This is a genomic window from Providencia sp. R33, from assembly GCF_019343475.1.
Classification (GTDB): domain Bacteria; phylum Pseudomonadota; class Gammaproteobacteria; order Enterobacterales; family Enterobacteriaceae; genus Providencia.
The window spans coordinates 2,126,683-2,152,685 of sequence record NZ_CP072453.1 but is presented as its reverse complement, the minus strand read 5'-3'; the positions used below and the strand labels follow the sequence as shown (position 1 = coordinate 2,152,685).

Genomic DNA, 26,003 nt, shown 5'->3' with positions numbered 1-26,003 from the left:
AAAGTTTAGGTTTTACGAATTATAAAAAGTAGATAATTGAAAAACGGTTGAGTGACTAATATGGTTTTTATTATTTTAATGGCGTTTTTAATTATTTTCGATGTACTGAGTTTTTATTTTGTATGATGATTAAAAAGGTATTATCAAAAAATAAACACATGCTAGTTGTTTTTTGTGATTTATTTACTCTTATCATTTTATTATTTGAACGCAGTAAGAGTATATTGATGAAGTAATATTATTGCGCTTAAAATGTATTTTTTAAATTTTATGTTATCTGCATCGAATGTGAGTATGCGTTAGAAATGCTTAACAATAGTAAGAGAAACAGTAATGAGTTTTTTAAAAGAAAATTAGGACACTTTTAACTTGATATGCTAAATGACTGTTTTGTTGTATCTATTTGAAGTATAAAGACATATCTTAAGAGTTAGATGGCATAAGATAAATTGCAAAAATAAAGAGTAGAAAATAATCTAAGTTATCAAATTCATTATCTAAACTTAAATGGTTTACATGTAAACTAACACTTGGGTCTGGCCTCAAGCTAACAATAAAAATTAAGGGGAATATAATGGATGAACAATATGACGTCGTCATTATCGGCAGTGGTCACAATGGCCTTGTTGCAGGTGCAAAACTTGCTCACAAAGGGCTTAAAGTTGTTGTATTAGAAAGTGAAGATACGATAGGTGGCGCGGCGCGTACTGCTGAAATTACCCAGCCTGGTTTTCACCATGACTTGTATGCAACCAATATTGGGTTATTTTTAGGTTCACCGTTTTACCAAGAATATCAAAGCCAGCTACATCAAAATGGTTTTGACATAGTCACCAGCGATCGCCCGTATTCAAACGTATTTCCCGATGGCGATGGGATAGGTGTTTACCAAGACCGCGAGAAAACCGATGCGATGTTCCGCAAATACTCCCCGCAAGATGCTGACAGCTTCTGGGAATTACTCCGTTACTTTCAAAAAAACGTTGGGCATTTTGCACCTTTAATGCAAATGGAATTACCCTCATTTAAAGCCGCTAAGCAGCTGTTTTCTATGGTTAGAAACTTAGGCATGGGGGAGTCGCTTAATTTAGCGCAATTAATACTTAAATCCACTCGCCAATTTTCAGAAGACTATTTTACGCATCCAAAAACCCGAGCACTGTTTATTCCTTGGGCTTTTCACCTTGATTATGGCCCTGATGTGACGGGTGGGGCGACATTTTCATTTTTAGAAAGCTTAAGTGACCACCTCAATGGGCTTTCAATTAGCCGCGGTGGTGTGGGGAATTTAATGCACAGTATTGCCAAAATTATTGAAAATCATGGCGGAAAGGTGCTGACCCAACAAGACGTCACTGAAATCATCATTGAAAATGGCAAAGCCATTGGTGTAAAAACCGCGTCAGGGAAAACCTTCAGCGCGAAAAAAGCGGTGATTGGCAATATTACGCCAACACAAATTGTTAACTCACTGATTAATGAGCAGTACTTGCCGAGTAGCTATATTCAAAAGGCAAAGCGCTACCGTTATGGTGCGGGCACGATGATGCTGCACTTTGCATTGGATAAACCCCTTGAATGGAATGCAGGGGAAGATTTCTCTAACTTTGGTTATGTGCATATTGGCCCGTATACGGACGATATTTCAGCAACCTTTGACCAAGCTCAACGGGGAATTTTGCCTGATAGCCCAATGTTGGTGGTCGGGCAGCAAAGCCGAAGTGACCGAACACGCGCACCAGAAGGGAAAGAAACGCTGTGGGTACAAGTCAGGGCATTACCATTTGCGCCAACGGCAGACTCCCGCAATGAAATTGCTATTGGGGACTGGGGTTCAATGAAGCAGCATTATGCCGAACGTGTAATTGATAAAATTGCGAATTACGCGCCAAATATTAAACAAAATATCCTTGATTATGCAGTGTTATCCCCTGCAGATTTGATGCGGCATAACCGAAACTTAGTGAATGGCGACAGTGTATCGGGCAGCCATCAAATCAGCCAAAACTATATTTTTAGGCCTTTCCCAGGACACTCACGGTATAAAACACCGATTAAAAACCTGTGGATGATCGGTGCAGCGACATGGCCGGGGGCGGGGCTTAATGCTATATCGGGTTATTTGGTGGCGGATCATATTTTAAAATAACGCATTGAACTTCACTAAAATTATCGTGAGCTTGATTAGGTTCACGATAAAATTCCCTTTATAATCATGTACACTAAGACGCGCGGGTGGAGCCCATGATGAACCGAAATGAGTTGATTGAGTATATCCAAAATAATTATGGTGTTGACCCAGAGTACCCATGGGCAAGAGCGCCGACGTTTGCGACCTTTAAACATGGTAATAATGCAAAATGGTTTGCGGTGGTCATGGATATTGCCGCGAAAAAAGTGGTTGAAAACGGGGGAGAGGAAAAAATTGATATCGTTAATGTCAAAGTACCGCCTGAATTAGTTGGCTCATTACGGTTACAAAAAGATATTTACCCCGCTTACCATATGAATAAAGAACATTGGGTGACGGTTAAGCTGGGTGGTGAGGTAAGTGCTGCGGAGCTAATTTCCTTGGTGGATGAAAGCTACCGCCTAACCGTTTAGTTCGCAATAAACCGTCTGATCCTCAAACTTCCCTTTATTGGCAGAAAACGACCATGCTTTATCATTATATCTCTCAAGCCTTAGCTGCCCAGAATTGCACTTTATTGAGTGACCATCAATGGCAAGATCCATCATTAGAAGTGATAGTGAAAACCCGTCAATGGCAATTTGCTGATGGGGTCGTGATTTTATGTACTGAGGAAATTGAAATAGAGCAGGTTGACTGTGATAATCAATGCCCAGAACGTTGGATTATTTGGCAATTAGTGCAAGAGAATGGTCTGAATATTCGACCAAAAAGAAAAGCATATTTTTAATATTTGCCAACAAAACTTTTGGTTGAAGATGCAAAAATCGTGCTCGCTCTAAAAATAACGTATTTTTTTGCTAACTATTTTATTTTTAGTGTTTTTCCTACCTACTCGTAAATGAGAAATAGCAGATATTCATCTGTTTTAATGCCATTCTATATTGAAATTTACTGGTGTTTTAGTTAAGGTATTCTAATCTGATTGCTTTTTTACCCCAGCAAAACATACAGATAAATCTGAATTTAATTAACCATGCTAATAATGTTTTCATATGTAATTAAATCCCATACGGGCATATAAGCTTATCTAATCAAAAAATGAATCTCATATCCATTTTTTATCATTTCATTAACAATATTTGTTTCATTTTCTTTGTTTGGCTATGTAAGCTTACTTAGTGGTTATTCTAATTAATTATCAGTTAAATCATTATGTTATGTATTGTCGTTATACGGATTTAAGGTACTATCAGTTCTGTTTGAAATTCCCTTGGTTTTATTTATTCTTTTATGCCGCTGCGAGGCGGCTTTTTTTATCACTTTTGCGCCAGCCACATTCCACTTTTCTTCATCGCAAAACCAAACAGTACACCCACCAGTAATGATTGAATGGTGACCAGCCAAGCACCTTGTGCAGCAAAAATGGTGCAGGTACCGACAAAGGTGCCAGGGATATATGACAACCACTGCTTTTTCGCTTGAATGCACATAAAAAAGGCCACAAAACCTGTGACAAAATAACCGATAAAACTCGGTAAATTTTGCAAATAACTGCCACTGTGTAAGATAACTAAACCCCATACAACACCGCTACTGACAGTCAATGCGGTAATACCAAGGCCTTTTAGCCCATCTTTGGGGTAGGCAAAGTAAGCGGTACAGCCCAGAAAGCCAGCCCAGCCAATTAAACCAAGTAAATCAGCGACCCACGCCCATAGGCCTGAGAGAATTGCGGTAGTTAATGAAAGGCAAAAAAGTAATTTCACAATAGCGACTTCAAATTAGAGTTAATCAATTCAGAGAACCTTCAGCAGTGGCTTACGGTTGCTCAGTGCTGCATTATTATGCTTAATTAAAAATACATAATTTGTTGGCTCGTTTCAGCTTTTGGGCAATTAAAATAGTCATGGCGCATTTCTTGATGGGAATTGCGTTAACACATTAATAAACCACGATTATTTTGGATTGCTAATAAAGGTGAGAGCAAACAAAGGCGAGCATTGTATCCAGCTGATCTCCTCGTTGCAATTTGTATCTGCGGTTATTTGCCCTAATTCGCTACCTAGATCAACTGCAAACGTTTACCTGTATTTTTCAAAGGAAAAGTACAAAAGCATCCATCTGGGCGTATTGTGCCCCCTGTGATGAAAGGCTTATTTGTCTATATTTTCGTTCTCCCGAATTTATTTACCAGGAGAATAAATAGAGAGGGCAATTAAACTCGCGCAATCATATTGCACAGCGCGTATTGCACAAGGCAAGCGGCACCCTCTATTTTACTTAGCAGCCTAACGTGCTTTGAAACTTGGCAGAAGAAAGCACGTATTGCACTTACACAGCGTTACCAGCCAACAGCGATACCCGCACCGATGACTGGGCTATTCGCATTATTCCACGCGATAGAGCTACGCAAGTTTATATTTTTTCTCACTTGGTATTGTGCCCCTGCGGCAAGTGCTTTGCCATTTTTATAATGGCCGATACCAAGCCCTGCACTGAATCGGCTATTCAGGGAATAGGGGATATTGCTCATGGCAGCGACAGAGGCAATGCCTGAATTGGCTTGTTTGGCGGTTTTATTGATTTTATGTTTTAGCTGCGTAACTTGCTGTTCATAGCGGTTATCAAGCTGAACAATTTTTTCATCCAGCTGGTCGTTGATATTAATAATTTCCCCATAAACCTGATCACTTAATTTATCCATTTTGTCGAAGCTTTGAAGGCGAAGGTTATCAACACTGAGATTGGTGTAGCTCTGGCTTCGGTTTGCTGCATCTTCCAATTTTAATTCAGCCATTTTATTGCTATTTTTTAGCTGGTTTTCAATGTCTTTCTTATTATTGGCTTGGGTGGTAGTCAGGTTTTTGGTGATGTGGCTTATTTTTTTGATATTGTTGCGATTTATATCGGCGGTATGGGATTCCAGATAATTCATTCGGTCATGGAAGTTTCGCTCATTACTCGACAGACGGCCTAAATCATACTGGATTTTCTCAAGTTCCGTAGGGGATGGAGGAAGGGGGTTAGCTAGCGTATAACAAGACACAGTGGCAAGCAGCATTGAAGCAAGCGAAATGGCGCGGTTATTTATTCTCATATTGAATTCCTTATCAATAATAAATTATTTATTCCATTTTTTATTTGTCATCATTTGAATGACATCTTTATGCTAGGAGCTTTTGGCTAAAATGAAAAATCGCTTATACAAGGCGGTTTATTCGGGATATTCGTGGTGGGGTAGTTTCACGCCAGTGTTATTTAAGCCAGTAATAGTAAGTGGCTACAAATAGATAATTGTGAAATGATTAATTCGCTAAATGACACTTTTTGCACATTTTAGGTGAAGTTTGTTAAATAACATGGTATTTTTCTGCCAAGCCGCATTGTACCTTGTTTTTACACGAAATTTTAAATTGCTTGGTCAGGCATTATGGCGAAAAAACCGCCAAGTTGCGAGTAAGGTTAAATCACAATGTCATTTTTTGCCTATTTTTGGCAAATGAAAACGTTGATAATGTTTTCCATACTTATTTATTAGGCTATTCATTAGAACGAAAGGCGCGCAAGCCTATCTCCCCTTAACGTGTTTAACGCGCGGTGTTGAGGTGCTTGCTTATGCAACTTTGTTCGTTTAGATAATTTGGCTGAGCAATAGATTCAATTATTAAGAATAAAGACTGAATTAATAGGATTTAAATTATGGCAGTAAGAGAGATTATTGAAATTCCCGATGAAAGACTGCGCATTAAATGCAGCCCAGTGACGGATTTCGCCGCGGTACAAACGTTAATCGATGATTTAATCGATACCATGTACAGCACTGATAACGGCATTGGCCTTGCTGCTACGCAAATCGCGGAAACCAAATCCATTATGGTGATTGATATTTCGGAAAACCGTGATCAACCGATGGTGTTTGTGAACCCTGAAATCGTCGAAAGCGAAGGGGAAACAAGCTACCAAGAAGGGTGCTTGTCAGTGCCTGAAATCTACGCGGATGTCGACCGTTTCTTACGTGTGAAAGTGAAAGCGTTTGATAGACACGGCAAGGCGTTTGAGGTGGACAGCGATGAGTTTTTAGCCATCGTGATGCAACATGAAATTGACCACTTGCATGGCAAAGTGTTCCTCGACCACTTATCCACGTTAAAACGCAATATGCTGCTTAAAAAGCTGAAAAAACAGCAACGTTTAAAACAGCAGCAATAGTCGTTGGAAGAGGCGTGTCAGGTCTGTTGGCCTGACACACAAATTTTATTCCCTAGGGCGAATGACTAACGGGGCATCGGGCTCATCAAATTGCCCGTAGCTGTTATTGAGCACCCGTTTTTGGTCTAATTGCTTAATTTCTTTGCTTAAAAAATTTAAATGCTGTTGTAAATATTCTTTAGTCACACGTTCATTTTCAATAATTTTATGCAATAACTGAATAAATTCCTCAGTGATTGGCTGCTGTTCTTCGAACGCTTGTGTTAACGCGGTGAGGTTTTCCACCGCAAGGACATACTCCGTCTCGCGGGAGACCAGAGTCTCCCATTCCCCAGATTGCGCTAAGGCAACTAAATTTTCACTTAATACTAAGACATTACGGTATATTTCTTGTAAATCGATAGGATTTTTATTGTCCACCTGATTATCTTTCATCCACATTTGCACCGATTTGTTGCCATGCAGAGGCGATATCGGAGAGTAACTGGTAAACTTCTTGGACATAAGCCACGTTGTTTTCGAGGTTGGCACGGAGTAGCTGCATTGTCATATACTCATACAAACTTGCTAAATTTTCTGCAAGTTCGCCGCCAGCGTCATAATTTAACGACTGCTTTAACCCAGTGTCAATGATGTCGATAGCTTTTGAGATTTCTTTACCTTTTTCAGCCACCTTACCTTGCTGCATAAAAATCTCCCCGCGTTTTAGGGCACTTAGCGCCCCTTTAAACAGGATTTGGATCAGCTGGTACGGGGTCGCGTTGGTGATTTCACTCTCCAAATCGACCTGCTGGTAGGCGTGTTTTGCGTGACGTTGATACATATTTTTTAACCTAAAAGTCGGCCTAATGAATTACTGGTGCTGTTGAGCGACGTCATCATTTTGTCCAAGTTTTGGAACTGACGGCGGTACATGTCCATGGTGTTTTCGATTTGCTTATTAGTTTGCTCAATCCGTTTATCTAAGCTTTTCTTTTTCTTTTGGATACCATCGGTGGCGTTGTGCAGTGTGCCTTCTTTGCTGTCCAAGGTGTCTTTTAAGTAGTTAAAGTTTTGCGTGCCAAAACCGGTTTCTTTACCGTCACCGGCAAAAAACACTTTGACGCTAGAAGGGTTTTCTTTCAGGACTTTATCCAGCACTTTATTATCGATTTCTAAGGTACCATCGAGTTTTTGCTTAATACCCATTTTGCTCAGCGTGTCGACGTCTCCACTTGCTTGTGGCATGCGAACCTGTGTGCGCAAGGTGCTTTGGATCATGCGTAAAGTAGAATCACCAATCAGCGGGCCATTGGTTTTATCGGGCGCCGTGCCTTTTTCTGTTGGGGTATATTTGGTGAGTTCTTTGGCTAAAGTTTGGAATTCATTATAGGCATCCACCCACGCTTTAATTTTTTCTTTTGCAGGTTCAATATCTTCAGAAACGATTAAATGGTCGGCTTTACCTTCTTCGCTTTCTTTTTTCAGGGTGAGGGTTAAACCGGGAAATAAGTCTTTGGCTTCATTGGTTTGTGATTCTAATTTAAAGCCATCAATCTCTAGCAATGCCGTTTGTGGGGCAACTTTTTGTACCATGCCGCTAGTTTCAGCATTTTTTATGGTGACAACCCCTTTATCATCCATCACCGACTCAACATTCAGGATGTCAGCCAGTTTGTCATCCCCGTCCACATTTATGCTAATGCGGTTTTCAGAACCTTCTTTTTTGGCCGTCACAACAAGGTGATAAATATTGTCTTTATCTTTAATCACCGATGCGGAAACGCCTTTATCGGTTTTATTAATAGCATCGGCAATTTCAATCAGTGAAGTGTGTTCGTTATCCAGTTTGATAACGATTTTATCTTTAGCTTCTTTTTGCGAGGGTTGGGTAATAGTGATTGTGCGTTCTTTATCGCCATTACCCAGCAACTCTTTATTACTATTATTGGGTGTGCCTTTGGTGGCGATGGTTTGCGCTTTCGCTAAACGTTCAACGGTGACATCATGTACACCTGCGACAGCTTTACCATCGGTTTTTACATCAAAGGCTTTATATTCGCCATTCACTTTGGTGGTGCTGATATCGCCGTATTTTTTTAGGTCTTCTGCGGCTTTTTTCAGTTTTTCTAAGGACGACTGCATTTTACCAAAGGCGCTAATTTGCGCATCATAACTGGCTTTTTGGGTGGTTAATGGCTCTAAACGACGGCGCTCCATCGCTTCTAATTGATCCATTTGTACGTTTAAATCTAAGTTTGACCCGATACCGAGTGTGGATATTCCTGCCATGTTTTCTCCTACGCTATTCTCGTCATCCTTCAAGTTGCAGGGGTGTTGACTTCGCTCAGCTAGCCGAATCACATACTTGTGTATGCTCATCGGCCTATCTTCACTTGTCGCCTACCTGCAACCCGAATGATTTAGAGTCTATGCCTGTGTCATTAACTCTGAAATAGAGTCTGTTTAGAGTCTTATCGGCAAAACGGAGCAAAATTTTAGACTATTCTGAGAAACAGCGATGGCGGGAAGTAACGGGGTAAATCTAGGTATTTATTCGTATTAGGGTTAAATAACTAGGAAATTGATAAAAATAAACTAATTCCAGACAAAATAATAAAGTAAAAAGTGGCTTTCCGTGCAGGTTTTGCCGCTATTGATGAAATTTTTATTCAAAAAGCCTAAAGGGGTTTTGGTTACAGCCGATAAACATATTGCTGACGAAAATCACTCAGTTAAGCATATAGGCTTAACTTATTAATTTGAATAACAAGGACATTACCATGGCACAAGTTATTAACACGAATATTCTGTCTCTGACTACTCAGAACAACTTAAACCGTTCACAAGGCGTATTAGGTACGGCGATTGAGCGTTTATCTTCCGGTTCACGTATCAACAGCGCAAAAGACGATGCAGCAGGCCAAGCGATCGCTAACCGTTTTACGGCTAACGTAAAAGGTTTATCTCAAGCTGCGCGTAACGCCAACGACGGTATCTCTATCGCACAAACGGCGGAAGGTGCGGTTAACGAAATCAACGATAACTTACAACGTATTCGTGAGTTAACGGTTCAAGCGAAAAATGGTTCTAACTCTGAATCAGATACAAAGTCAATTCAAGAAGAAGTGGATCAACGTTTAGCTGAAATTAATCGTATTTCAGAACAAACACAATTTAATGGGGTTAAAGTTCTTAGCCAAGATACTAAAATGGCAGTACAAGTAGGAGCTAATGACGGTGAAAAAATTGACATCGAATTAAAGAAAATTGACCGTGAAACTTTAGGTTTAGAAAAATTTGACCTGAACTTTACTGGCTATGGTAAGGCTGTTACTAGTGTTAGTGTTAAAGTAGGAGGCACTGATGAAACTCAAGAATTAGATACTGCGGCTATAGATGCGAAAGTAGCAGCTGGTACTATTAAATCCTATGAAGTTTTAGAGTCTATTGACGCAGATGGAAAGGTTGATCCAACTAAGTTAGTTGTAAAAACAACAGATGACAAAGGTGTCGTTGCCTATAATGAGGCTACAGTTACCCCTGGTGCTACTGGCAAAAAAGCAGAAATTGATGTAGGGACTACAAAAGTTGACCCTGTTGCAGGTGATAAAGCGAATGCGAAACCACTTGAAGCTTTAGATAAAGCATTATCAACAGTTGATGGCCTGCGCTCTTCTTTAGGTGCGATTCAAAACCGTCTTCAATCAACCATCAACAACCTGAACAACTCTGTTAACAACCTGAGTGCTGCACGTAGCCGTATCGAAGATGCTGACTTCGCAACAGAAGTTTCTAACATGAGCCGTGGCCAGATTCTGCAACAAGCAGGTACTGCTGTGTTGGCGCAAGCTAACCAGGTTCCACAAGGTGTTTTAAGCTTACTTCGTTAATGCTTATTAAGGCCAGCGATGCTGGCCTTTTTTATGCCCGTCATACTTCGCGCCGCAGCGTTGTTGACTTCAGTCGCTCACCCGAATCACGTACCTATGTACGCTCATCGGGATAATCTCCTTCGCCGCCTAGCCGCAACACGAATTATTTAGGGCTCGCTTTAGCATTTTTTAGGTCGAAAACCAAACCAAACCAAACCAAACCAAACCAAACCAAACCAAACCAAACCAAACCAAACCAAACCCTAAAGATAATCTCCTTTAAATCAAAAATGGCTTCTCAATAAAACAACCACTCCCACTTGTATTACCCATAAAATCCCCTAAAAATTAAGTTAAAACAACCATTAACCTTGTGATTATTCAAATTTGACCTATTTAGGATAAGGGAAATAAAGCCACATTTATTGCCTTACTCTACGGATTGAAATCAAAACCAACACAGATAATGAATACCTTTTATAAAGCTTGAAGGGTGATTCAGGTTGTGAGCGATTTGTATACTGCCGAAGGTGTGATTAATAAAAATAGCCTATGGGAGCGTTATTACCCTCTAATACGCCATGAAGCCCTGAAACTGCAAGTTAGACTACCCGCCAGTGTTGATATCGACGACCTAATTCAAGCGGGGGGCATTGGTTTACTGCATGCATTGGAACGTTTCGATGTTACCCAAGGGGCATCGTTCGCCACCTATGCGGTGCAGCGTATTCGTGGCTCAATGCTTGATGAACTGCGTAGCCGTGACTGGGTGCCGCGCAGCGTGCGCCGCCAAGCAAGGGAAATGACCAAGGCCATAGGCGTGTTGGAACAATCACTTGGGCGCAGCGCGACAGAGCCAGAAATTGCTAAGGCACTGGATATCGAACTGTCTGAATATCGCCAAGCGCTGCTGGATACCAATAACAGCCAGCTATTTTCCTACGATGAGTGGCATGAAGTTCATGGGGAAAGCTGTGAGCCGCAAATGGATGAACGCGACGGCGGTAACCCACTGAGCTTGCTGATGGAGTCGAGCCTGAAGGCGCAAATTATGGCGGCGATAGACCAACTGCCAGAGCGCGAGAAAATGGTGCTGACGCTGTATTACCAAGAGGAACTGAACCTGAAGGAGATTGGCGCGGTGCTGGAGGTGGGGGAGTCGAGGGTGAGTCAGCTTCATAGTCAGGCTATTAAGCGCTTGCGCGGTAAGTTGCGATGATGCTCGTCATACTTCGCACCACAGCGTTGTTGGCTTCATGAGTTCACCCTAGTCACATACTTGTGTATGCTCCTAGGGCTAAACTCACTCGCCGCCTAGCTGTAGCACGAATTATTTAGAGCATCGTAGCGGAGTTACAAGGCATTTTTTTGAATATATTATTTAGGGCATCGTTGTTGGGTTAAAAGCTATTTTCTTGAATTTGTTGTGTGAGTACCTTAAAGACCCTGTTGGTAAATTTTCTTTAAAATTTCTTTTTTCATTCACCCCCTCAATATCAATCCTCATCGGTGGACTTGGCTAAATAAGTCTCCGCGGTGGTGTGCCATGCGCGGGGGGATTGGGTGAAGCCCAATTTCAGGTATTCGGTGAGGTTGCTGTCGGTGGAGAAAAATAGAATTTGGCAGTCGGGGGGAAGTTCTTCGGCGGCAATACGCATTAATTGGCGGTCGATGCCGTGTTTTTGATAATGTGCGTCAATGGCAAGTTCGCAAATATAACAGCAAGAACTAAAATCTGTGACGGCGCGGACAAACCCCACCACCTGCTCGTCATCCCATGCACTAATCAATAAATCCGCGTTATTCAGCATTGCATCTAATTGAGCTAGGTTATCAGTTGAAACCGTGTCTTTAAACGGTGACTGAAAAATTAACCGAATAAAATCCTCAACTGAAATGGCGAAATTCACTTTATAGTTCAGGCGGCTGGCAATAGCATCCATAGGGTTTCCCTTGCGATTAATTAGCTCTCTTATAGGTTTAGCCTGAAATGGTGAAAATTTCCTGTTTTTGTGGAATTTTATCAATTTGCATCGTCATTATTCGCAAATATATTTAATATTTATCATGGTTCTACTATTCCAATTACCATGTAAATGTCTTAAGTTAAATTCAAGGTAAGTCATTATGCTTAGCCCATGTAAAGAGTCAGGCAAAGCACCATAAGAATTCTATTCAACAGACAAGTGAACGAGATATGACTATGGAACTAAAGGATTATTACAGCATCATGGGTGTGCAACGCACCGATGATTTGAAGACCATTAAGACCGCGTATCGCCGTTTAGCGCGCAAATACCACCCCGATGTTAGCAAGGAGCCCGATGCGGAAGCGCGTTTTAAAGAAGTTGCCGAAGCGTGGGCGGTACTGAGTGATAAAGAAAAGCGCGCAGAATACGATGAGATGTGGGAACATCGAAACGACCCTTATTTTAACCAAGGGGCTCAAGGGCAGCAAAGCCATTCATACTCCCAACAAGGTTTTGATTCAGGGAATTTCGATGATATTTTCTCATCGATGTTTTCTCAACGTGCACGTAGTGGTAGCACAAGGCAGCCTCGCAGCCACCGTGGCCAAGACCTCGAAGTTGAATTAGCTATTTTCCTTGAAGAGAGCCAAGAATCACATAAACGCACCATAAGCTACAATTTACCAGTTTATAATGCCTACGGTTTTATCGACAATGAAATCCCCAAAACATTAAATGTGACAATCCCTGCGGGGGTTATCGATGGGCAACGCATTCGCTTAAAAGGGCAAGGTACCGCAGGGGAAAATGGCGGTGAAAACGGTGATTTATGGATTACCATCCGCATTGCACCACACCCATTATTCGATATTAAAGGGCATGATTTGAAAATCGTGGTGCCCTTAGCACCTTGGGAAGCGGCACTGGGCACCAAAATCACCATTCCAACGCTAAAAGACCCTATCGTTATTACAGTTCCTGCAAATAGCCAAGTGGGTCAAAAATTACGGATTAAAGGAAAAGGACTGGCGCACAAGGGGCATGCCGGTGATTTATACGTGATTATAAAAGTGGTGATGCCAGATAGCAGTGATGCGCAATCCAACGCACTGTGGCAGAAGTTGGCGGAGGCACAACAGAGTTTTGACCCACGTAAGAATTGGGGAGGAAAATAATGGAACAGTTAACAACACTCACCGTTATTGATTTCTGTATTCATACAGGTATTGTCGAAGATGAATTACAGGAAATTGTCGGGCTGGGAATAATCCAACCGATTGAAACAACTCACGAATGGTTATTTGATGACCAAGCCGTGGTTATTGTGAGAAGGGCGGTACGTCTTTATCATGAGTTAGAGATTGATTGGCCTGGTATCGCAATGGCGATGAGTTTGATGGATCAAAATGACAGGCTACGGCGTGAAAATGAGATGCTGCGGTTACAACTCAAACGCTTTATTGATGAGTAATACCAACCATTAACCAAGTTACAGCGTTTGGGGTTAGTGAATATTAAGCATAAAAAAGCCCTTATCATGGGGATAAGGGCGTAATGATGACAACGAGATTTTTTATTGTTTTTTAAAGAGTTGCCGCTTCAGCAATTAACTTACCGAGCGCTTGCCAGTCTTCTTTGTCAATTAAGTCATTTGGTACCATCCACGAGCCACCGCAGACCAACACGGATGGTAACGCGGTGTATTCTTTAATGTTTTTCACACCAATACCGCCGGTTGGCATAAATTTCACTGGATAAACGGCGCCAAGGGCTTTTAGCATCGCAACGCCGCCAGAGGCTTCGGCTGGGAAAAATTTTAATGTGGTTAGATTAAATTCAAGGGCCTGTTCGACGAGGCTTGGGCTATTCACTCCAGGAATAATAATCACCTTTTTTTGTTGGCAATAAGCGACAATTTTTGGGTTAAAACCCGGGCTAACAATAAAATCGACACCTGCATCAATGGCTTGGTCAACTTGTTCAGTGGTTAATACGGTGCCCGCCGCAATCAGTAATTCAGGGTAGGCGGCACGCATGTTTTTAATGGCTTGCACGGCGGCAGGGGTACGGAAAGTGACTTCTGCACACGGTAGGCCATTTTCCACCAAGGCTTTAGCAAGTGGTGCACCATGTTCTGCATGATTAATGGTGATCACGGGAACAACGTGCAGTTTTTTAATTCTTTCAATCAGTTGATTCATGGCTAAAGCCCCTTAACATTTTCCTAAATCGGTGGTTGGCATGGCCTCGGCTGGAATAATCGCTCCCCGGTGTTGGATAACGGTTCCTGCCAGTAAGTGGCCAGTTTTTGCGGAGTCGCACGGTGTGCCGCCCAAAATACGGCAGGCAAGATAACCTGCACTGAATGAATCCCCTGCGGCGGTAGTATCAATGACGTGACTGACTTTATTTGCTGGCACCTCATAGCGTTCATTATCGATGATCACGTAGCAGGCCTCTGCGCCACGTTTGATCACTATCTCATTTACGCCATACAGTTGCGTGCGTGCAATGGCTTCGATTTCGTGGCAATCCCCATAGAGGAGTTGCTCGTCATCAAAAGTCAGAAATGCAATATCGGTTAATTTTAAAATTTGCTGGTAAGCCTGTTGTGCGGCTTCTTTAGACGGCCAAAGTGCAGGGCGATAGTTATTATCAAACACAATTTTCGCACCGTGCTGTTTGGCTTGTTGCAGTATTTCCATTAAAAGGTGGCGAGCTGTGTCAGGCAAAATCGCTAAGCTAATGCCACTTAAGTAAATGAACTGCTGTGAATTAAGCAGTTGCTGTGTGTGTGCTTTGCTGCTGTCATCCAACCAAAATTTGGCGGCAGCGTTATCACGCCAATAAAAGAAACGGCGTTCGCCATCGGCGGAGGTTTCAATTAAGTACATACCCGGCAAATGTTTTTGGGAAATCGATACGGCTTCGGTATTGATGCCTTCTTGTTGCCAGCTATCAAGCATTTGTTGGCTGAATGGGTCTTTCCCTAAACCGGTGATATAACGCGTTGTGACACCGTGTTTTTGGGTTAAGCGAGACAGATACAGCGCAGTGTTTAGCGTGTCCCCACCGAAGGCTTGCTTATACAGCTCCCCCGATTTTTGCAATTCAACCATGCACTCGCCAATGACGGCAACTTGCGGATGTGTACTCATATTTATCACCTGCACGATTACGACTGTGTTATCGATTACTGACTTGATGAGGCTATTAAAACGTATTTGGTGCAGAACTTCAATAAAAATGAAACGCTGTTTTAAAAATAATGAATCGCTGTTCTTGTTTTTGTGAGGTAGGACAATTATGCTATGGCGTATCGCGTGGTTTTAATTGGCTTTATGATATTATCGCTGCCAATCTAATAGGATGAAGAAAACAACATGGATAAGACGACTCAAACTGATGCCGTATCCGCGGTGGTGAAAGTATTTAGTATTCTCAGTGCGTTAGGGGAGCAAAAAGAAATTGGTGTTTCCGAGCTATCTCAGCGCCTATTAATGTCAAAGGCCACCACCTTTCGTTTTTTGCAAACCATGAAACAGTTGGGCTACGTGGAACAAGAGGGTGAAGCAGATAAGTACTCACTGACATTAAAGCTTTTTGAATTAGGCGCAAAATCCCTTGAATACGTGGATTTAATTGAAATCGCGGATAAAGAAATGCGCCATATTGGGCAAATGACCCATGAAGCGGTGCATTTAGGAGCATTAGATGAAGATGCCATTATTTATATTCATAAGATTGATTCCAGTTATAATTTACGTATGTATTCGCGGGTAGGGCGCCGTAACCCACTATATTGCACTGCAATTGGTAAAATTTTACTGGCTTGGCAAGATGAAGAGACTATCCGTTTGGCCTTGAAAGATGAGTCTTTTACCAAAAAAACCGACACAACCATTTTAAGCTTTGATGATTTGCTGGTGGAGTTAGCCACGGTGCGTGAGCACCATTATGCACAAGATAGAGAAGAGCAAGAGTTAGGTCTGCGTTGTATTGCGGTTCCTGTGTATGACCGCTTGGGTCATGTAATTGCAGGGTTATCTATTTCGTTTCCAACCATTCGTTTTGATGAACAGCAACTTGATCATTATGTAAAATTGCTCAAAACATCAGGCCGCCGTATTTCAGAAAAAATGGGATATCACCATTATCCATGATATTGATGATATCGGGTTATTTACGCGCTCAGTTTCTGGGTAAATAACGCAGTGTATTCAAATTCATGAGTTTGTTCTGGATTACCTGAACTTATGGCTTCAGGGTAAGGTTTATTTCCCGGGAAATCGCGAGTTAGGCTCCACATCGAAACAAGGTTTAACCCTATTTTCTTAGCAAACTCGCTTAAGATATCCGCATCATGGAAATTAAACATAGTCAGGTCATCGTTTAAACCAATCATCGGTGTGATTTGAACATAATCATACATTTCTTTATCACCAACGGTTGGGTAGAACGGCTTTAATTGGTTCTTAATGCTGATGGCCGCTTTGATAGCCGCATCGCCGAGACTGCTGATATTCGGGTCATAGTAATCCATCGCCATGCCATTGACTTTCATCACTAAACCGGCATCTACTGATTTTTGTACCAATGCTAGCCCTGTACCAGTAAGCCCTGTAGGCAAAGTGGGTAAGGTTAGGCTAAGGGTGACTTTCGGGTTATTTTCGATAATGACTTTTAACGCAGCAAACGCATTATCTGCATCATAGAGGCCGTTTTCAAAATCTAAATCGATGTGAGATGCGCCCAGTATATCAATTGCTTCTTGATAGGTTTCGATCAGCTGTTTTTGCGATTGCACTAGCGAAACATCTTGATTGGCGGCTCCCCCAAATGAAACGGCGACGTTGACGCCACCCGCAATAAGTTCATCAGCTAATGGTTTTGCCCAGCTAATTGGCATTGTAGGTTGGGCTGCCCAAGCTGCTTGCTTGTCACGGGTTGCGGTTAAGAAGCCAAGATAAAGAATATCAACGCCATATTTGATAGCCGCTTGGCTGTATTTAGCATTAGGTCGGCCATTAGGGTAGTTTTGCCAATCATTCCAAGTTGCATCCACACTGACATCAATATAGGGGCCAAAGTACGTTTTTTTCATTATCTATCCTTTCGCAGGTTAAGTGATATAAAGTGAAATTTCGCCCACAACAAGTTGATCAATCGATTGGTAGGGCAAAGTTACTTTTATAAAAAATAGCGAATGGAACAAGACTAAAAATTGTTAGTAATCTAATGAGCGTAATAACGATATTTAAATAAATAATTAAATGTTGCATAAATACTGGATTTTCAATAAAAAAACATATCAATCAATTGATTTAATAGTTTAGGTTAATTATCTATTTGAATAATAAGGTTATCATGAATTAAATTTTAATTATTTCTATTAGGTACTACTGTTGTGCGTATAATGTAAACTTATCGAAACAGTAGGGTATCTTTATGTTTAAAAAGGCTATTTTTATTATTTTTCTTAGTTTCACTTCTTGCGGCTTTGCCAGCGACTTTACCTTTAAAGAGAAATCACCCGTTGATCGTCAGTTTGATAAAGACTACCAAGGGGTTAAAAAATTACAGGCAGAACAGAAGTTTGTCTTTGATCCCAAAAAGAAACTTTCGCCAGAAGAACAAAGTTATCAAGCTTTACTTGAGCAGCGTGACGCCGACGAAAATGCGCTATTTCGGCATTTCAATGTCTGCGATGTCAACCCAACGGGAGCAGGGTGCCCAAATTCAACACCGTGGATGAGTGATCGCCAACAAATGAAAAAAATGTTGGAACAAGCTCAGCGATATAATTAATGTTTTAATCATTGATAGTTTAATGATTGGGGGAGTAAAACCTCCCTTGGATTACGGAAAAGTCGATTATGTTTTAAGTCATTATCGGCTTTTTATATTTTATTTAATTCCCTCAAGCGACGTGCATTAAGCATTGTCGCTTTTTTACGCTTAAATAATTCGCAGCTTAATAAACAATAGTGATATTAATGATAATGCAAATGATATTTATTATGATCTTGATCATTATTATCATTGGTGTATATTCCAAGCCCTGCTTGTATTCATAGGGGGAATAGGCTCGTAACCATTCAATAAATAAGGTTTTTGTGTTGGCCTTGCTTAAGGCGTAACAGGTAAACCCACCATTACATTCACGAATTCCAGTATGGCAGCAGGGATATTTATAAATCTGCCGGTACGGGGTTTTATCATCTTAATAAAATAATCATTAATTAATGAAGGCATTACTTAAATGATATTTCAAAATAAAAAAATAATTAGCTTACTTGTTATCTGTTCATCAAGTGCGGTATTTGCGGATGAAACTCAAACTACACCTAAAAAAGATAAGCTTCTGGTCACTGCCAGCAAAATAAAATCGAATAGCAAACAAATTGATACCAAAGATGTTTCAACCGTTCGGGGAACAACCAACTCAGACATATTTGCGAATGAAAGCTCATTGCAGGTCAATAATGCCCGAAATGAAGCAGGAGCATTAGATATTGGTATTCGAGGCTTACAAGGCAATGGGCGAGTACCGATTATTATTGATGGCAGTTTGCAATCGACCAATACGTGGCGGGGTTATCAAGGTAGTACGGATAGAACATATATTGATATGGATCTGGTGGATACTATCAATATTGAAAAGGGAGCGTCGATGAGCAAATTTTCAGGTGGTGCTATCGGGGGAACTGTTAAGTTAAAAACCTTGTCTGCGAACAGTATTATTCCTCAAGGAGACCAATTTGGTTTTTTATTTAAAGGGAATATTTACAATAATAACCGCCGCCCATCAGTGGCATCAGACAATAAAAATGAATCGCAGTACCGTTTGTCGGATGGGGTTAAAAATTCACACTTTAATAATGGTTCAGTAACCGCAGGCATGGCGTATCGAAATGAAAAATTTGATGTACTGATTGCCCATAGCGATAGGAAACAAGGGAACTTTTTTGCAGGGAAAAATGGCTATCATAAATATGCTTCCACCGATGCACCGATAAAACCAGGGCAAGAGGTGGTGAATACCAGTTATGAAAGCCAATCGACATTGATAAAAACCAATATCTACATTACTCCTTATTCAAGCCTTGAATTAAATTACCGCCACCATGAGCAAAAAGCGGGGGAAGTTTTAGCTGCATATTGGTACCAATCCGATGGGAAAATGCCACAGTGGTCACTGGGAACGGCAGATATTGATACCGCATCATTGAATTACTCCTATAAACCAGACTCACTGTGGGTGGACATGAATTTGGGCTTGTGGTGGACGAAAGGTAAATTTAAGCAACGTAATGGTACGACAGATGATGTTACTGCACATTATGGCAACCAATATCAGCACCGTTATACCGATGAACGAATGGGCTTTAACTTAGAAAATACCTCTGAATTGGCAAATTACCCTGTCAATGTGACTTACGGCGTGGAATTTATGGAACAAAAAACGAAGCCGTTAACCAAAACGTATCAACCGATATGGACACCTGAAGGAACCATTCAGGGGGACGAGTTGACGCCTGTAACGCGCAATGCCAAAGGGAAAAATACCTCTGCATTTACCAATATGGAATATAAGGGGGAGTGGATTAGCACATTAGCGGGTTGGCGTATTCACTCTTTTGACGTTGATGACCATGTATTAGGAAAAAGTATCAGTTATGGCCCGAAAAATGATTTTCTGGGAGAAGTGCGTTTCCATGTGACTGATGAGTTGGATGTATACACCAAGTATTCAGACAGTTATCGCGAGCCAAGCCTATTTGAAACCACCGTTTCTGGGCAAACCTATTCTTATACGCCAGATGTGCCACTCAAACCTGAGCATGCTAAATCATTTGAGGTCGGAATAGATTTCGAAAAAAATAACTTTATTCTTGATGAAGATACCGCTCGCTTACGGGTAGGGTACTTTAATAATGATATCAAAGGTTATCTTTCCCAAGGTGTTAACCCAACGGGGGTCTATTCCCCTTATGTTGTGATGAAAAACTACGATAGCTTCAAGCTTTCAGGCTATGAAATTGAAGCGAAGTATGACTCTAATTATGCCTTTGGCTCTTTAGATGCCACTTTCTATAACAATTCAGAACTTTGTTCTCGTGATGAAATGGAATTAGGTAACTTACCATCAGCGTGTAACGCGGTCGGTTTTGCATGGGGGTTATCACCATCACGTCTTCCTCCGAAAAAAGTGGTGTCTGGGATTGTTGGTGTGAAAATGTTTGATCAGAAATTACAAACAGGTTTGCGTGTGCGTTATAACGCAGGTAAGGAGTACCCACAAAAATGGTTAGCAGGAACCGCCGCTGCGCCTGTCACTAAATTACATGCAACCACGACTTTTGATTTATTAGGCAAATATTCAATTCAAAAAAACCTTCATGTGAATTTTAACATTGATAACTTAACCAACCGCTACGCATTTGACCCTGGCACAGTTATCTATATGCCAATTCCAGGAAGGACGTTTAGACTAGGCCTTGAAGCAACCTTCTAATTGTTTACTTTTATTGCCTTAGATTATGTCATCTAAGGCAACATTACATTCGTCATTTATTTTGCAGAAAATTCTTTATATGCACTGAGGGTTTCAGCGGCATACATAGCGGATGGGCCGCCTCCCATAATGATTGCAACGCCGAGTGCTTCTGCTAACTCTTGTTCTGTTACGCCTAGCTCAACCAAGGTTTTGGTGTGAAAACCAATACAGCCATCACAGCGGTTTGCAACTGCAATCCCAATAGTGATTAGCTCTTTAGTTTTCTTATCGAGGGCGCCATCTTGAACCCCTGCACTGACAAGCCTCGAAAAGTGTTTCATAACATCAGGAATATGTTTACCTAATTCTGGAAGGTGTTTGCTGATATGTTGGGTAACTTCACTGTATTTAGACATTATTTTCTCTCACTTTTTATTTAGCTTATTTGATATATAAAACAATATAATATATTTATATATAATGTCAATTGCATTAAATGATAACTTATCGGTAGTTTAATGGTTTTTAAAATTGATTTAGTTTGGGTTTTTATTTTGATAATGGGGAGGTGCAGGAAAAGGGTGCTAAAAATGGGCAAAAAAAACCTCCAAAAAAGATAAGGAGGGAAAATAAATATAAAGCGAGTCTATTTATATAGCACTAATTTAATCTAAACCATACCCGACCAGATGAATTATTTTGTAAATACACATTAAAAGGTGGTAACTAATATGAAAATTCTTTTAATTCATTCGAGTACAGTGGTTACTTAACGGAGTTAATTAGCCACTGTAAATAATTATCTTCAACCTGACTGGGATCCAGTCTTATTAACTCAGGTGTTTCATAGGGATGTATTTTTTTTATTGCCTCAAAAATACTGAGTTGGTTCGATTGCGTTGTTTTAATTAGTAACAAAATTTCTTTGTCTTTGGTGATGTTGCCTTGCCAAAGGTATAAGGACATTATTTCTGGTAATAAAGAAACGCAAGCAGCTAGCTGGTTATCTAAAAGGTGTTGTGCAATTTTAATTGCATTTTCTTGGCTATTAGTTGTGCATAATACAATGCAGGATTGTTGAGGTGGGGTACTCTTTGAGCTATTGGTTGTCATTTTATTTCCTCGTTGTCATATTAAGATGGGTGACACAATTAAGGGTAGATTAAAGACAATAACAAGGGGTGAATATAATTTTTTGAAAGGAATTTCTAAAAGACAAAAAAGATGTTCATTTTTAGTCGTGATTGTATCTCAAATAACATACTGGTTGGTCAGTATTTAATCTCTTATTGGTGGTTTATTAGTCTAGCATTGTTTTTATCGCTGATAAATATAATTGAAATATTATTTGTATATATTCAAAGAATTAGCTTTTTTTATTTATAATGCTATTAATTCGATTCAGCCTACAAAAAACAAGGTTAAGTTATAAAAAAAATTGAAAATTTAGTATATTAAGAAAATGAAGATAATAAATTGAGCTATTGTATGTGACAGGTCTAAATACATTTCAAATGTGTAGAATACTAATTTATCGAGTAAATGTTTTCTTGCGTTGTTAAAAGGAAATAGGGATTTTTTTGTATTAAATAATAGCGTTAGCTTTATTAGGAAGTTGGATTTACTCAATGTTACAAAAAAAAAGTTACTTTTGTATGAAACAAAGTAACTAACTGATAACGATCAAGGTTTTTGAGGTCTACATTGTTAACATAATGATGTAGATCAGAACAATTATTTAAATATACTCAGTATCTCCATCTTTAGGCATGTATGGATAACTTTATGAATAAACTTACACCTTTAAAACCTGTACCTACATTAATCGCAGTCGCAATTACACTAATCATTTGGTTTTTAATCCCTGTTCCTGAGGGTGTTAATCCAAATGCTTGGCATCTTTTGGCATTATTTGTCGGCACAATCGCCGCTATTATTGGTAAAGCATTGCCAATTGGTGGTGTTTCTATTGTGGCTATCTCATTAGTTGCAGCAACAGGGGTAACCAACCCTGAATCAACGAAAGGGGCTATTGCTGATGCATTAAGTGGTTTCTCAAATGATTTAATTTGGTTGATTGGTATTTCAATCATGGTCTCTATGAGTTTGAATAAAACAGGTTTAGGGGCAAGGATTGGTTATTATGTTATTTCGTTATTTGGTAAAAAAACGATTGGAATAGCTTATTCACTCGCCATCGCTGAAACAATTCTTGCCCCCGTCACGCCAAGTAATACAGCGCGAGGCGGCGGAATTATTCACCCAATTATGCGCTCAATATCTGATAGTTTTGGGTCAAAAGCAGAAGATGGAACGGCGGGTAAAATAGGGCGTTATCTTTCTTTAGTAAACTATAATATTAATCCGATTACATCGGCGATGTTTATTACAGCAACAGCACCAAACCCACTAATTGTCAGTTTAATTATCAGTGAAACTAGCCAAAGTAATGAGCTAACTTGGGGGATGTGGGCGATTGCGGCATTTGTTCCTGCGATTGTCTCGCTTATTTTAATGCCTCTGGTTATATACTTTATGTATAAGCCTGAAATCACCTCAACACCAGATGCACCTAATTTTGCTAAAGAACGTTTACAGCAATTAGGGCCTGTATCGTTGCCTGAAAAGATAACGTTAGGGGTATTTGGTTTGCTGTTATTAATGTGGGCAGGGGTACCGGCGATGATCTTTGGGCCAGCTTACAGTATTAATGCAACGACCGCGGCCTTTATTGGACTGAGTATTTTATTAGCAACAGGCGTCATTAATTGGGATGACGTACTGAAAAATAAAGGGGCTTGGGACACCGTCGTTTGGTTCTCCGCTTTAGTTATGATGGCCAGCTTCTTAGGTAAATTAGGCCTAATTAAATGGATGTCATTAACCGTCGGAAGCACTATTGATAGCATGGGAATTAGTTGGGTATGGGGAATGCTCATCCTAGTTTTAATCTATGTTTATTCGCACTATTTCTTTGCAAGTACTACGGCACATATTACCGCGATGTATGCCGCGTTCTTCTCGGCAGGTTTAGCATTGGGCGCGCCTCCAATGTTATTAGCGCTGACACTGGCATTCTCTTCATCATTAATGATGTCCTTGACTCATTATGGAACAGGTACCGCACCAATTATCTTCGGATCGGGATATGCAACGCTAGGTGAATGGTGGAAAACAGGCTTTGTGATGAGCGTTGTTAACCTAGCGATTTGGTTCTTTATTGGTAGTATTTGGTGGAAATTCTTAGGCTACTGGTAATAACATCTTGTTAGAGTAACGATAAATAAAAAGTCGGGCAATAATCACCCGACTTTTTTATGTCCGTTAAAGGCTAGAACACAGCGATTGTTGCGATAATTGCGCTGCCGATAATCGAAATTAGCATCACTTTTTTCCAGCTAATTATAGTCTTGGAATTGAGCGCATGTTGCCATAACAAGCTGATTTCATCAGCATGTGCATATTTTCGTGTTTTAATGGCAAGTTTAACGTTTTTGATCATATCGTTGTCTTGCGAGACAGTATTTTTCATGATCATGGCAATTTACCTTTGTTGTAATAAATAATAGCAATGAGTTGGTTAATATAAGAAATCGTTCCGATGAAATGATTATCGCAGATAAAAAATGAATAAAAATTGTCGAGTTTTTTTGCCTATTTCCTCATTTAGGCACAGAAGCGTTTGTTTTTAGGATTTTTGTTAGTTAAAAGAATCGATAAAAATAAAAATAACGTAATTAAGAGGAAGTGAGGGCAATTTAAAGGTCATATTTACATTTTTTGGCGGGATATTTTTAATTTGAAAAGAAGGAAAGAAAGGCCATAAATGTGATTGGTTTGGTGGTAAAAGCCAGTATGATATATCTGCTTGCTATCAAATTACGCAGAGGGAAAAATGTATTCACAGAGGAAAGCTGAATTTTTTTTGGTATTGACTACGATGATTGCTGCTTGGGGATGGGTTTTTTCTCGAGAAGCGGTGCAAGGCATGCCAGTTTTTGCTTTTCTAGGAACGCGTTTTTTACTTGCTGCGATTATCTTGCTCCCTTTTTGCAAAGGCAAAAAAAATAAAATTCCACTAAAACAACTCCCTAAAATATTGATGACAGGTGGTTGGATGGCGCTCAATCTTGTTTTATGGATCCACGCAGTCGCTATTACTGATTCTATCGGGGAAGGGGCTTTTATTATGAGCCTCGCAATGCTATTTGTTCCTTTAGTCGCATGGGTTATCTTAAAAAACAGGCCAACCCGATATTTCTGGGAAGCACTACCCGTGGCAATTATTGGGTTAGCTTGTTTGACGTTATTTAAAGCACAGCTGGAATTTAAAGCGAGCCAGTTGTGGTTTTTAGGCGCTGCGATAGTTCAAGCAATTTATTTTTGTTATACCAGTTTGTATACCCGTATGGTTCCCCTTTTACCTTTAACAACGATACAGTTAGCCACTACAGGGATTGTGGCGATCGTGCTTTCATTCTTTTTAGAGGAATGGCCGACAAGTTTAACTACGCCAACAGTGATGTGGTTAGCGGCAAGTGTCGTTATCGCGACGAGCTTACGCTTTGTATTGCAGCTTATTGGTCAAAAAAATACCACCGCTGCTAATGCGGCTATTATTATGATTTTAGAGCCTGTGATGACGGTTTTTGTTGCGGCTATTTGGTATCACGAACGTATGCCTCTAATTCAAATAGTAGGTTGTGCATTAATTTTATTTTCTTTATTTTATTACCGCTGGCGCTGTTCAAACTCATTATCTAAATAAGACTGCTAGATAAAAAAGCGTTAATCATTGCGGATTTTTTAAAAGAAAACGACTATGATTAATAGCAAGATTTACTGATGGGGATATTAATCTTAATAAGAGGTTCTTATTTTGTATATTAAGATTAATAGTGTTGAAAATAGAAAATAATCACCCACAATAGTGAAATACTGGGTATGTGTGACTACTTGCTCAGGGATTAAAAACTAAATGGGGAAATAGGCAAAAAATGAAAAAATTAGCATTAATATTGGGTATGGCGGGTGTGATGGCAGTGTTATCAGCATGCTCCGATGAAAAATCAGAAATTGCAGAATACAAAGAAAATTTTGTCAATACGTGTGTGGTGGCTTCCGGTAATCCTCAAGGCGAAACCGCAAAAGCAGTTAGCGCTATTTGTGGCTGTGCATACGACAAAACGATTGAAAAATACGGTTTAAGTGAATTTAAACGTATGGATGGCGAGCTGGAAAAATCAGGGAATGCAGAACCTGAGTTCCAAAAAACAATGATTGAATTCGTTCAACAGTGTTCACAAAACGCACGTTAATGTTGTCCAACCCGCAGT

Annotated in this window: 26 protein-coding genes; 14 read left to right on the top strand and 12 right to left on the bottom strand. The window is 40.2% G+C overall.

The window, feature by feature from the left end:
• Positions 1-574 precede the first annotated feature (574 nt).
• The 3 genes from J6836_RS10240 to J6836_RS10230 all read left to right on the top strand — a co-directional run bounded on the left by J6836_RS10240 (position 575) and on the right by J6836_RS10230 (position 2,921).
• On the top strand, positions 575-2,149 hold the full coding sequence (locus J6836_RS10240) for a phytoene desaturase family protein (RefSeq protein WP_219249023.1): 1,575 nt from the start codon (positions 575-577) through the stop codon (positions 2,147-2,149).
• A 95-nt stretch (positions 2,150-2,244) separates the two neighbouring features.
• Entirely contained in the window at positions 2,245-2,604 is a 360-nt protein-coding gene (locus J6836_RS10235; protein ID WP_255586382.1) for an MmcQ/YjbR family DNA-binding protein, read from the top strand.
• Between the two features lie 53 nt (positions 2,605-2,657).
• The gene (locus tag J6836_RS10230) at positions 2,658-2,921 is read left to right on the top strand and encodes a hypothetical protein (RefSeq protein WP_219249021.1); all 264 of its coding nucleotides are present in this window, start codon (positions 2,658-2,660) and stop codon (positions 2,919-2,921) included.
• A gap of 529 nt (positions 2,922-3,450) precedes the next feature.
• Here the strand turns inward: J6836_RS10230 and J6836_RS10225 are convergent.
• Positions 3,451-3,900: a DUF1097 domain-containing protein gene (locus J6836_RS10225; protein WP_219249020.1), complete on the bottom strand. Its 450-nt coding sequence runs from the start codon at positions 3,898-3,900 to the stop codon at positions 3,451-3,453.
• A gap of 575 nt (positions 3,901-4,475) precedes the next feature.
• Complete coding sequence (locus tag J6836_RS22745; protein ID WP_255586381.1) at positions 4,476-5,231, bottom strand: YadA C-terminal domain-containing protein; 756 nt, start codon at positions 5,229-5,231, stop codon at positions 4,476-4,478.
• Between the two features lie 602 nt (positions 5,232-5,833).
• Between J6836_RS22745 and def the strand changes: the two genes are divergently transcribed.
• Positions 5,834-6,343 carry a peptide deformylase gene (gene def / locus J6836_RS10215; RefSeq protein WP_219249019.1) on the top strand — a complete coding sequence of 170 codons (510 nt, stop codon included), beginning with the start codon at positions 5,834-5,836 and terminating at the stop codon, positions 6,341-6,343.
• Between the two features lie 45 nt (positions 6,344-6,388).
• Here def and fliT read toward each other — a convergent pair whose 3' ends face one another.
• Genes fliT through fliD form a run of 3 tightly spaced genes read right to left on the bottom strand, consistent with a single transcriptional unit; the run spans position 6,389 to position 8,614 of the window.
• Entirely contained in the window at positions 6,389-6,778 is a 390-nt protein-coding gene (gene fliT / locus J6836_RS10210; protein ID WP_219249018.1) for a flagellar protein FliT, read from the bottom strand.
• Entirely contained in the window at positions 6,768-7,166 is a 399-nt protein-coding gene (fliS, locus tag J6836_RS10205) for a flagellar export chaperone FliS (protein ID WP_219249017.1), read from the bottom strand. The genes fliT and fliS overlap by 11 nt, the downstream gene beginning before the upstream one ends.
• Positions 7,167-7,171: 5 nt before the next feature.
• Entirely contained in the window at positions 7,172-8,614 is a 1,443-nt protein-coding gene (gene fliD, locus J6836_RS10200; RefSeq protein ID WP_219249016.1) for a flagellar filament capping protein FliD, read from the bottom strand.
• Positions 8,615-9,105: 491 nt separating this feature from the next.
• Here fliD and J6836_RS10195 point away from each other — a divergent pair, with 491 nt between their 5' ends.
• Positions 9,106-10,215, top strand: a complete 1,110-nt coding sequence (locus J6836_RS10195; protein ID WP_219249015.1) for a FliC/FljB family flagellin — start codon at positions 9,106-9,108, stop codon at positions 10,213-10,215.
• 487 nt (positions 10,216-10,702) lie between these two features.
• Complete coding sequence (locus J6836_RS10190) at positions 10,703-11,416, top strand: RNA polymerase sigma factor FliA (RefSeq protein WP_219249014.1); 714 nt, start codon at positions 10,703-10,705, stop codon at positions 11,414-11,416.
• 277 nt (positions 11,417-11,693) lie between these two features.
• Here J6836_RS10190 and J6836_RS10185 read toward each other — a convergent pair whose 3' ends face one another.
• Positions 11,694-12,140 carry a GNAT family N-acetyltransferase gene (locus J6836_RS10185; protein ID WP_219249012.1) on the bottom strand — a complete coding sequence of 149 codons (447 nt, stop codon included), beginning with the start codon at positions 12,138-12,140 and terminating at the stop codon, positions 11,694-11,696.
• 260 nt (positions 12,141-12,400) lie between these two features.
• Here J6836_RS10185 and cbpA point away from each other — a divergent pair, with 260 nt between their 5' ends.
• Both cbpA and J6836_RS10175 read left to right on the top strand, forming a co-directional pair.
• Positions 12,401-13,342: a curved DNA-binding protein gene (gene cbpA / locus J6836_RS10180; RefSeq protein WP_219249010.1), complete on the top strand. Its 942-nt coding sequence runs from the start codon at positions 12,401-12,403 to the stop codon at positions 13,340-13,342.
• Positions 13,342-13,638 carry a chaperone modulator CbpM gene (locus J6836_RS10175; protein ID WP_219249008.1) on the top strand — a complete coding sequence of 99 codons (297 nt, stop codon included), beginning with the start codon at positions 13,342-13,344 and terminating at the stop codon, positions 13,636-13,638. The genes cbpA and J6836_RS10175 overlap by 1 nt, the downstream gene beginning before the upstream one ends.
• Before the next feature lie 112 nt (positions 13,639-13,750).
• On the opposite strand, the gene J6836_RS10170 is transcribed toward J6836_RS10175, so the two are convergent.
• Positions 13,751-14,368, bottom strand: a complete 618-nt coding sequence (locus J6836_RS10170) for a bifunctional 4-hydroxy-2-oxoglutarate aldolase/2-dehydro-3-deoxy-phosphogluconate aldolase (RefSeq protein ID WP_219249006.1) — start codon at positions 14,366-14,368, stop codon at positions 13,751-13,753.
• A 12-nt stretch (positions 14,369-14,380) separates the two neighbouring features.
• On the bottom strand, positions 14,381-15,325 hold the full coding sequence (locus J6836_RS10165; protein WP_219249004.1) for a sugar kinase: 945 nt from the start codon (positions 15,323-15,325) through the stop codon (positions 14,381-14,383).
• A 225-nt stretch (positions 15,326-15,550) separates the two neighbouring features.
• Here J6836_RS10165 and kdgR point away from each other — a divergent pair, with 225 nt between their 5' ends.
• Positions 15,551-16,330, top strand: a complete 780-nt coding sequence (gene kdgR, locus J6836_RS10160) for a DNA-binding transcriptional regulator KdgR (protein ID WP_219249002.1) — start codon at positions 15,551-15,553, stop codon at positions 16,328-16,330.
• 20 nt (positions 16,331-16,350) lie between these two features.
• On the opposite strand, the gene J6836_RS10155 is transcribed toward kdgR, so the two are convergent.
• Complete coding sequence (locus J6836_RS10155) at positions 16,351-17,271, bottom strand: glycosyl hydrolase family 18 protein (RefSeq protein WP_219249000.1); 921 nt, start codon at positions 17,269-17,271, stop codon at positions 16,351-16,353.
• A gap of 344 nt (positions 17,272-17,615) precedes the next feature.
• Between J6836_RS10155 and J6836_RS10150 the strand changes: the two genes are divergently transcribed.
• The gene (locus tag J6836_RS10150; RefSeq protein ID WP_219248998.1) at positions 17,616-17,975 is read left to right on the top strand and encodes a hypothetical protein; all 360 of its coding nucleotides are present in this window, start codon (positions 17,616-17,618) and stop codon (positions 17,973-17,975) included.
• 454 nt (positions 17,976-18,429) lie between these two features.
• Complete coding sequence (locus J6836_RS10145) at positions 18,430-20,685, top strand: TonB-dependent receptor domain-containing protein (protein WP_219248995.1); 2,256 nt, start codon at positions 18,430-18,432, stop codon at positions 20,683-20,685.
• A 56-nt stretch (positions 20,686-20,741) separates the two neighbouring features.
• On the opposite strand, the gene J6836_RS10140 is transcribed toward J6836_RS10145, so the two are convergent.
• Both J6836_RS10140 and cutA read right to left on the bottom strand, forming a co-directional pair.
• The gene (locus tag J6836_RS10140) at positions 20,742-21,083 is read right to left on the bottom strand and encodes a carboxymuconolactone decarboxylase family protein (RefSeq protein WP_219248994.1); all 342 of its coding nucleotides are present in this window, start codon (positions 21,081-21,083) and stop codon (positions 20,742-20,744) included.
• Positions 21,084-21,432: 349 nt separating this feature from the next.
• A complete protein-coding gene (cutA, locus tag J6836_RS10135; RefSeq protein WP_219248992.1) occupies positions 21,433-21,780 on the bottom strand; it encodes a divalent-cation tolerance protein CutA in 348 nt (115 codons plus the stop codon).
• A gap of 672 nt (positions 21,781-22,452) precedes the next feature.
• Here cutA and J6836_RS10130 point away from each other — a divergent pair.
• Entirely contained in the window at positions 22,453-23,925 is a 1,473-nt protein-coding gene (locus J6836_RS10130; RefSeq protein WP_219248990.1) for an anion permease, read from the top strand.
• A 73-nt stretch (positions 23,926-23,998) separates the two neighbouring features.
• On the opposite strand, the gene J6836_RS10125 is transcribed toward J6836_RS10130, so the two are convergent.
• Positions 23,999-24,205, bottom strand: a complete 207-nt coding sequence (locus J6836_RS10125) for a 3-oxoacyl-ACP synthase (protein WP_219248988.1) — start codon at positions 24,203-24,205, stop codon at positions 23,999-24,001.
• Positions 24,206-24,562: 357 nt separating this feature from the next.
• Here J6836_RS10125 and J6836_RS10120 point away from each other — a divergent pair, with 357 nt between their 5' ends.
• Together J6836_RS10120 and J6836_RS10115 are read left to right on the top strand one after the other, a co-directional pair.
• Positions 24,563-25,435, top strand: coding sequence for a DMT family transporter (locus J6836_RS10120; RefSeq protein WP_219248987.1), 873 nt, complete (start codon positions 24,563-24,565; stop codon positions 25,433-25,435).
• Positions 25,436-25,664: 229 nt separating this feature from the next.
• The gene (locus tag J6836_RS10115) at positions 25,665-25,985 is read left to right on the top strand and encodes a hypothetical protein (protein WP_219248985.1); all 321 of its coding nucleotides are present in this window, start codon (positions 25,665-25,667) and stop codon (positions 25,983-25,985) included.
• The last annotated feature ends 18 nt before the right edge of the window (positions 25,986-26,003 follow it).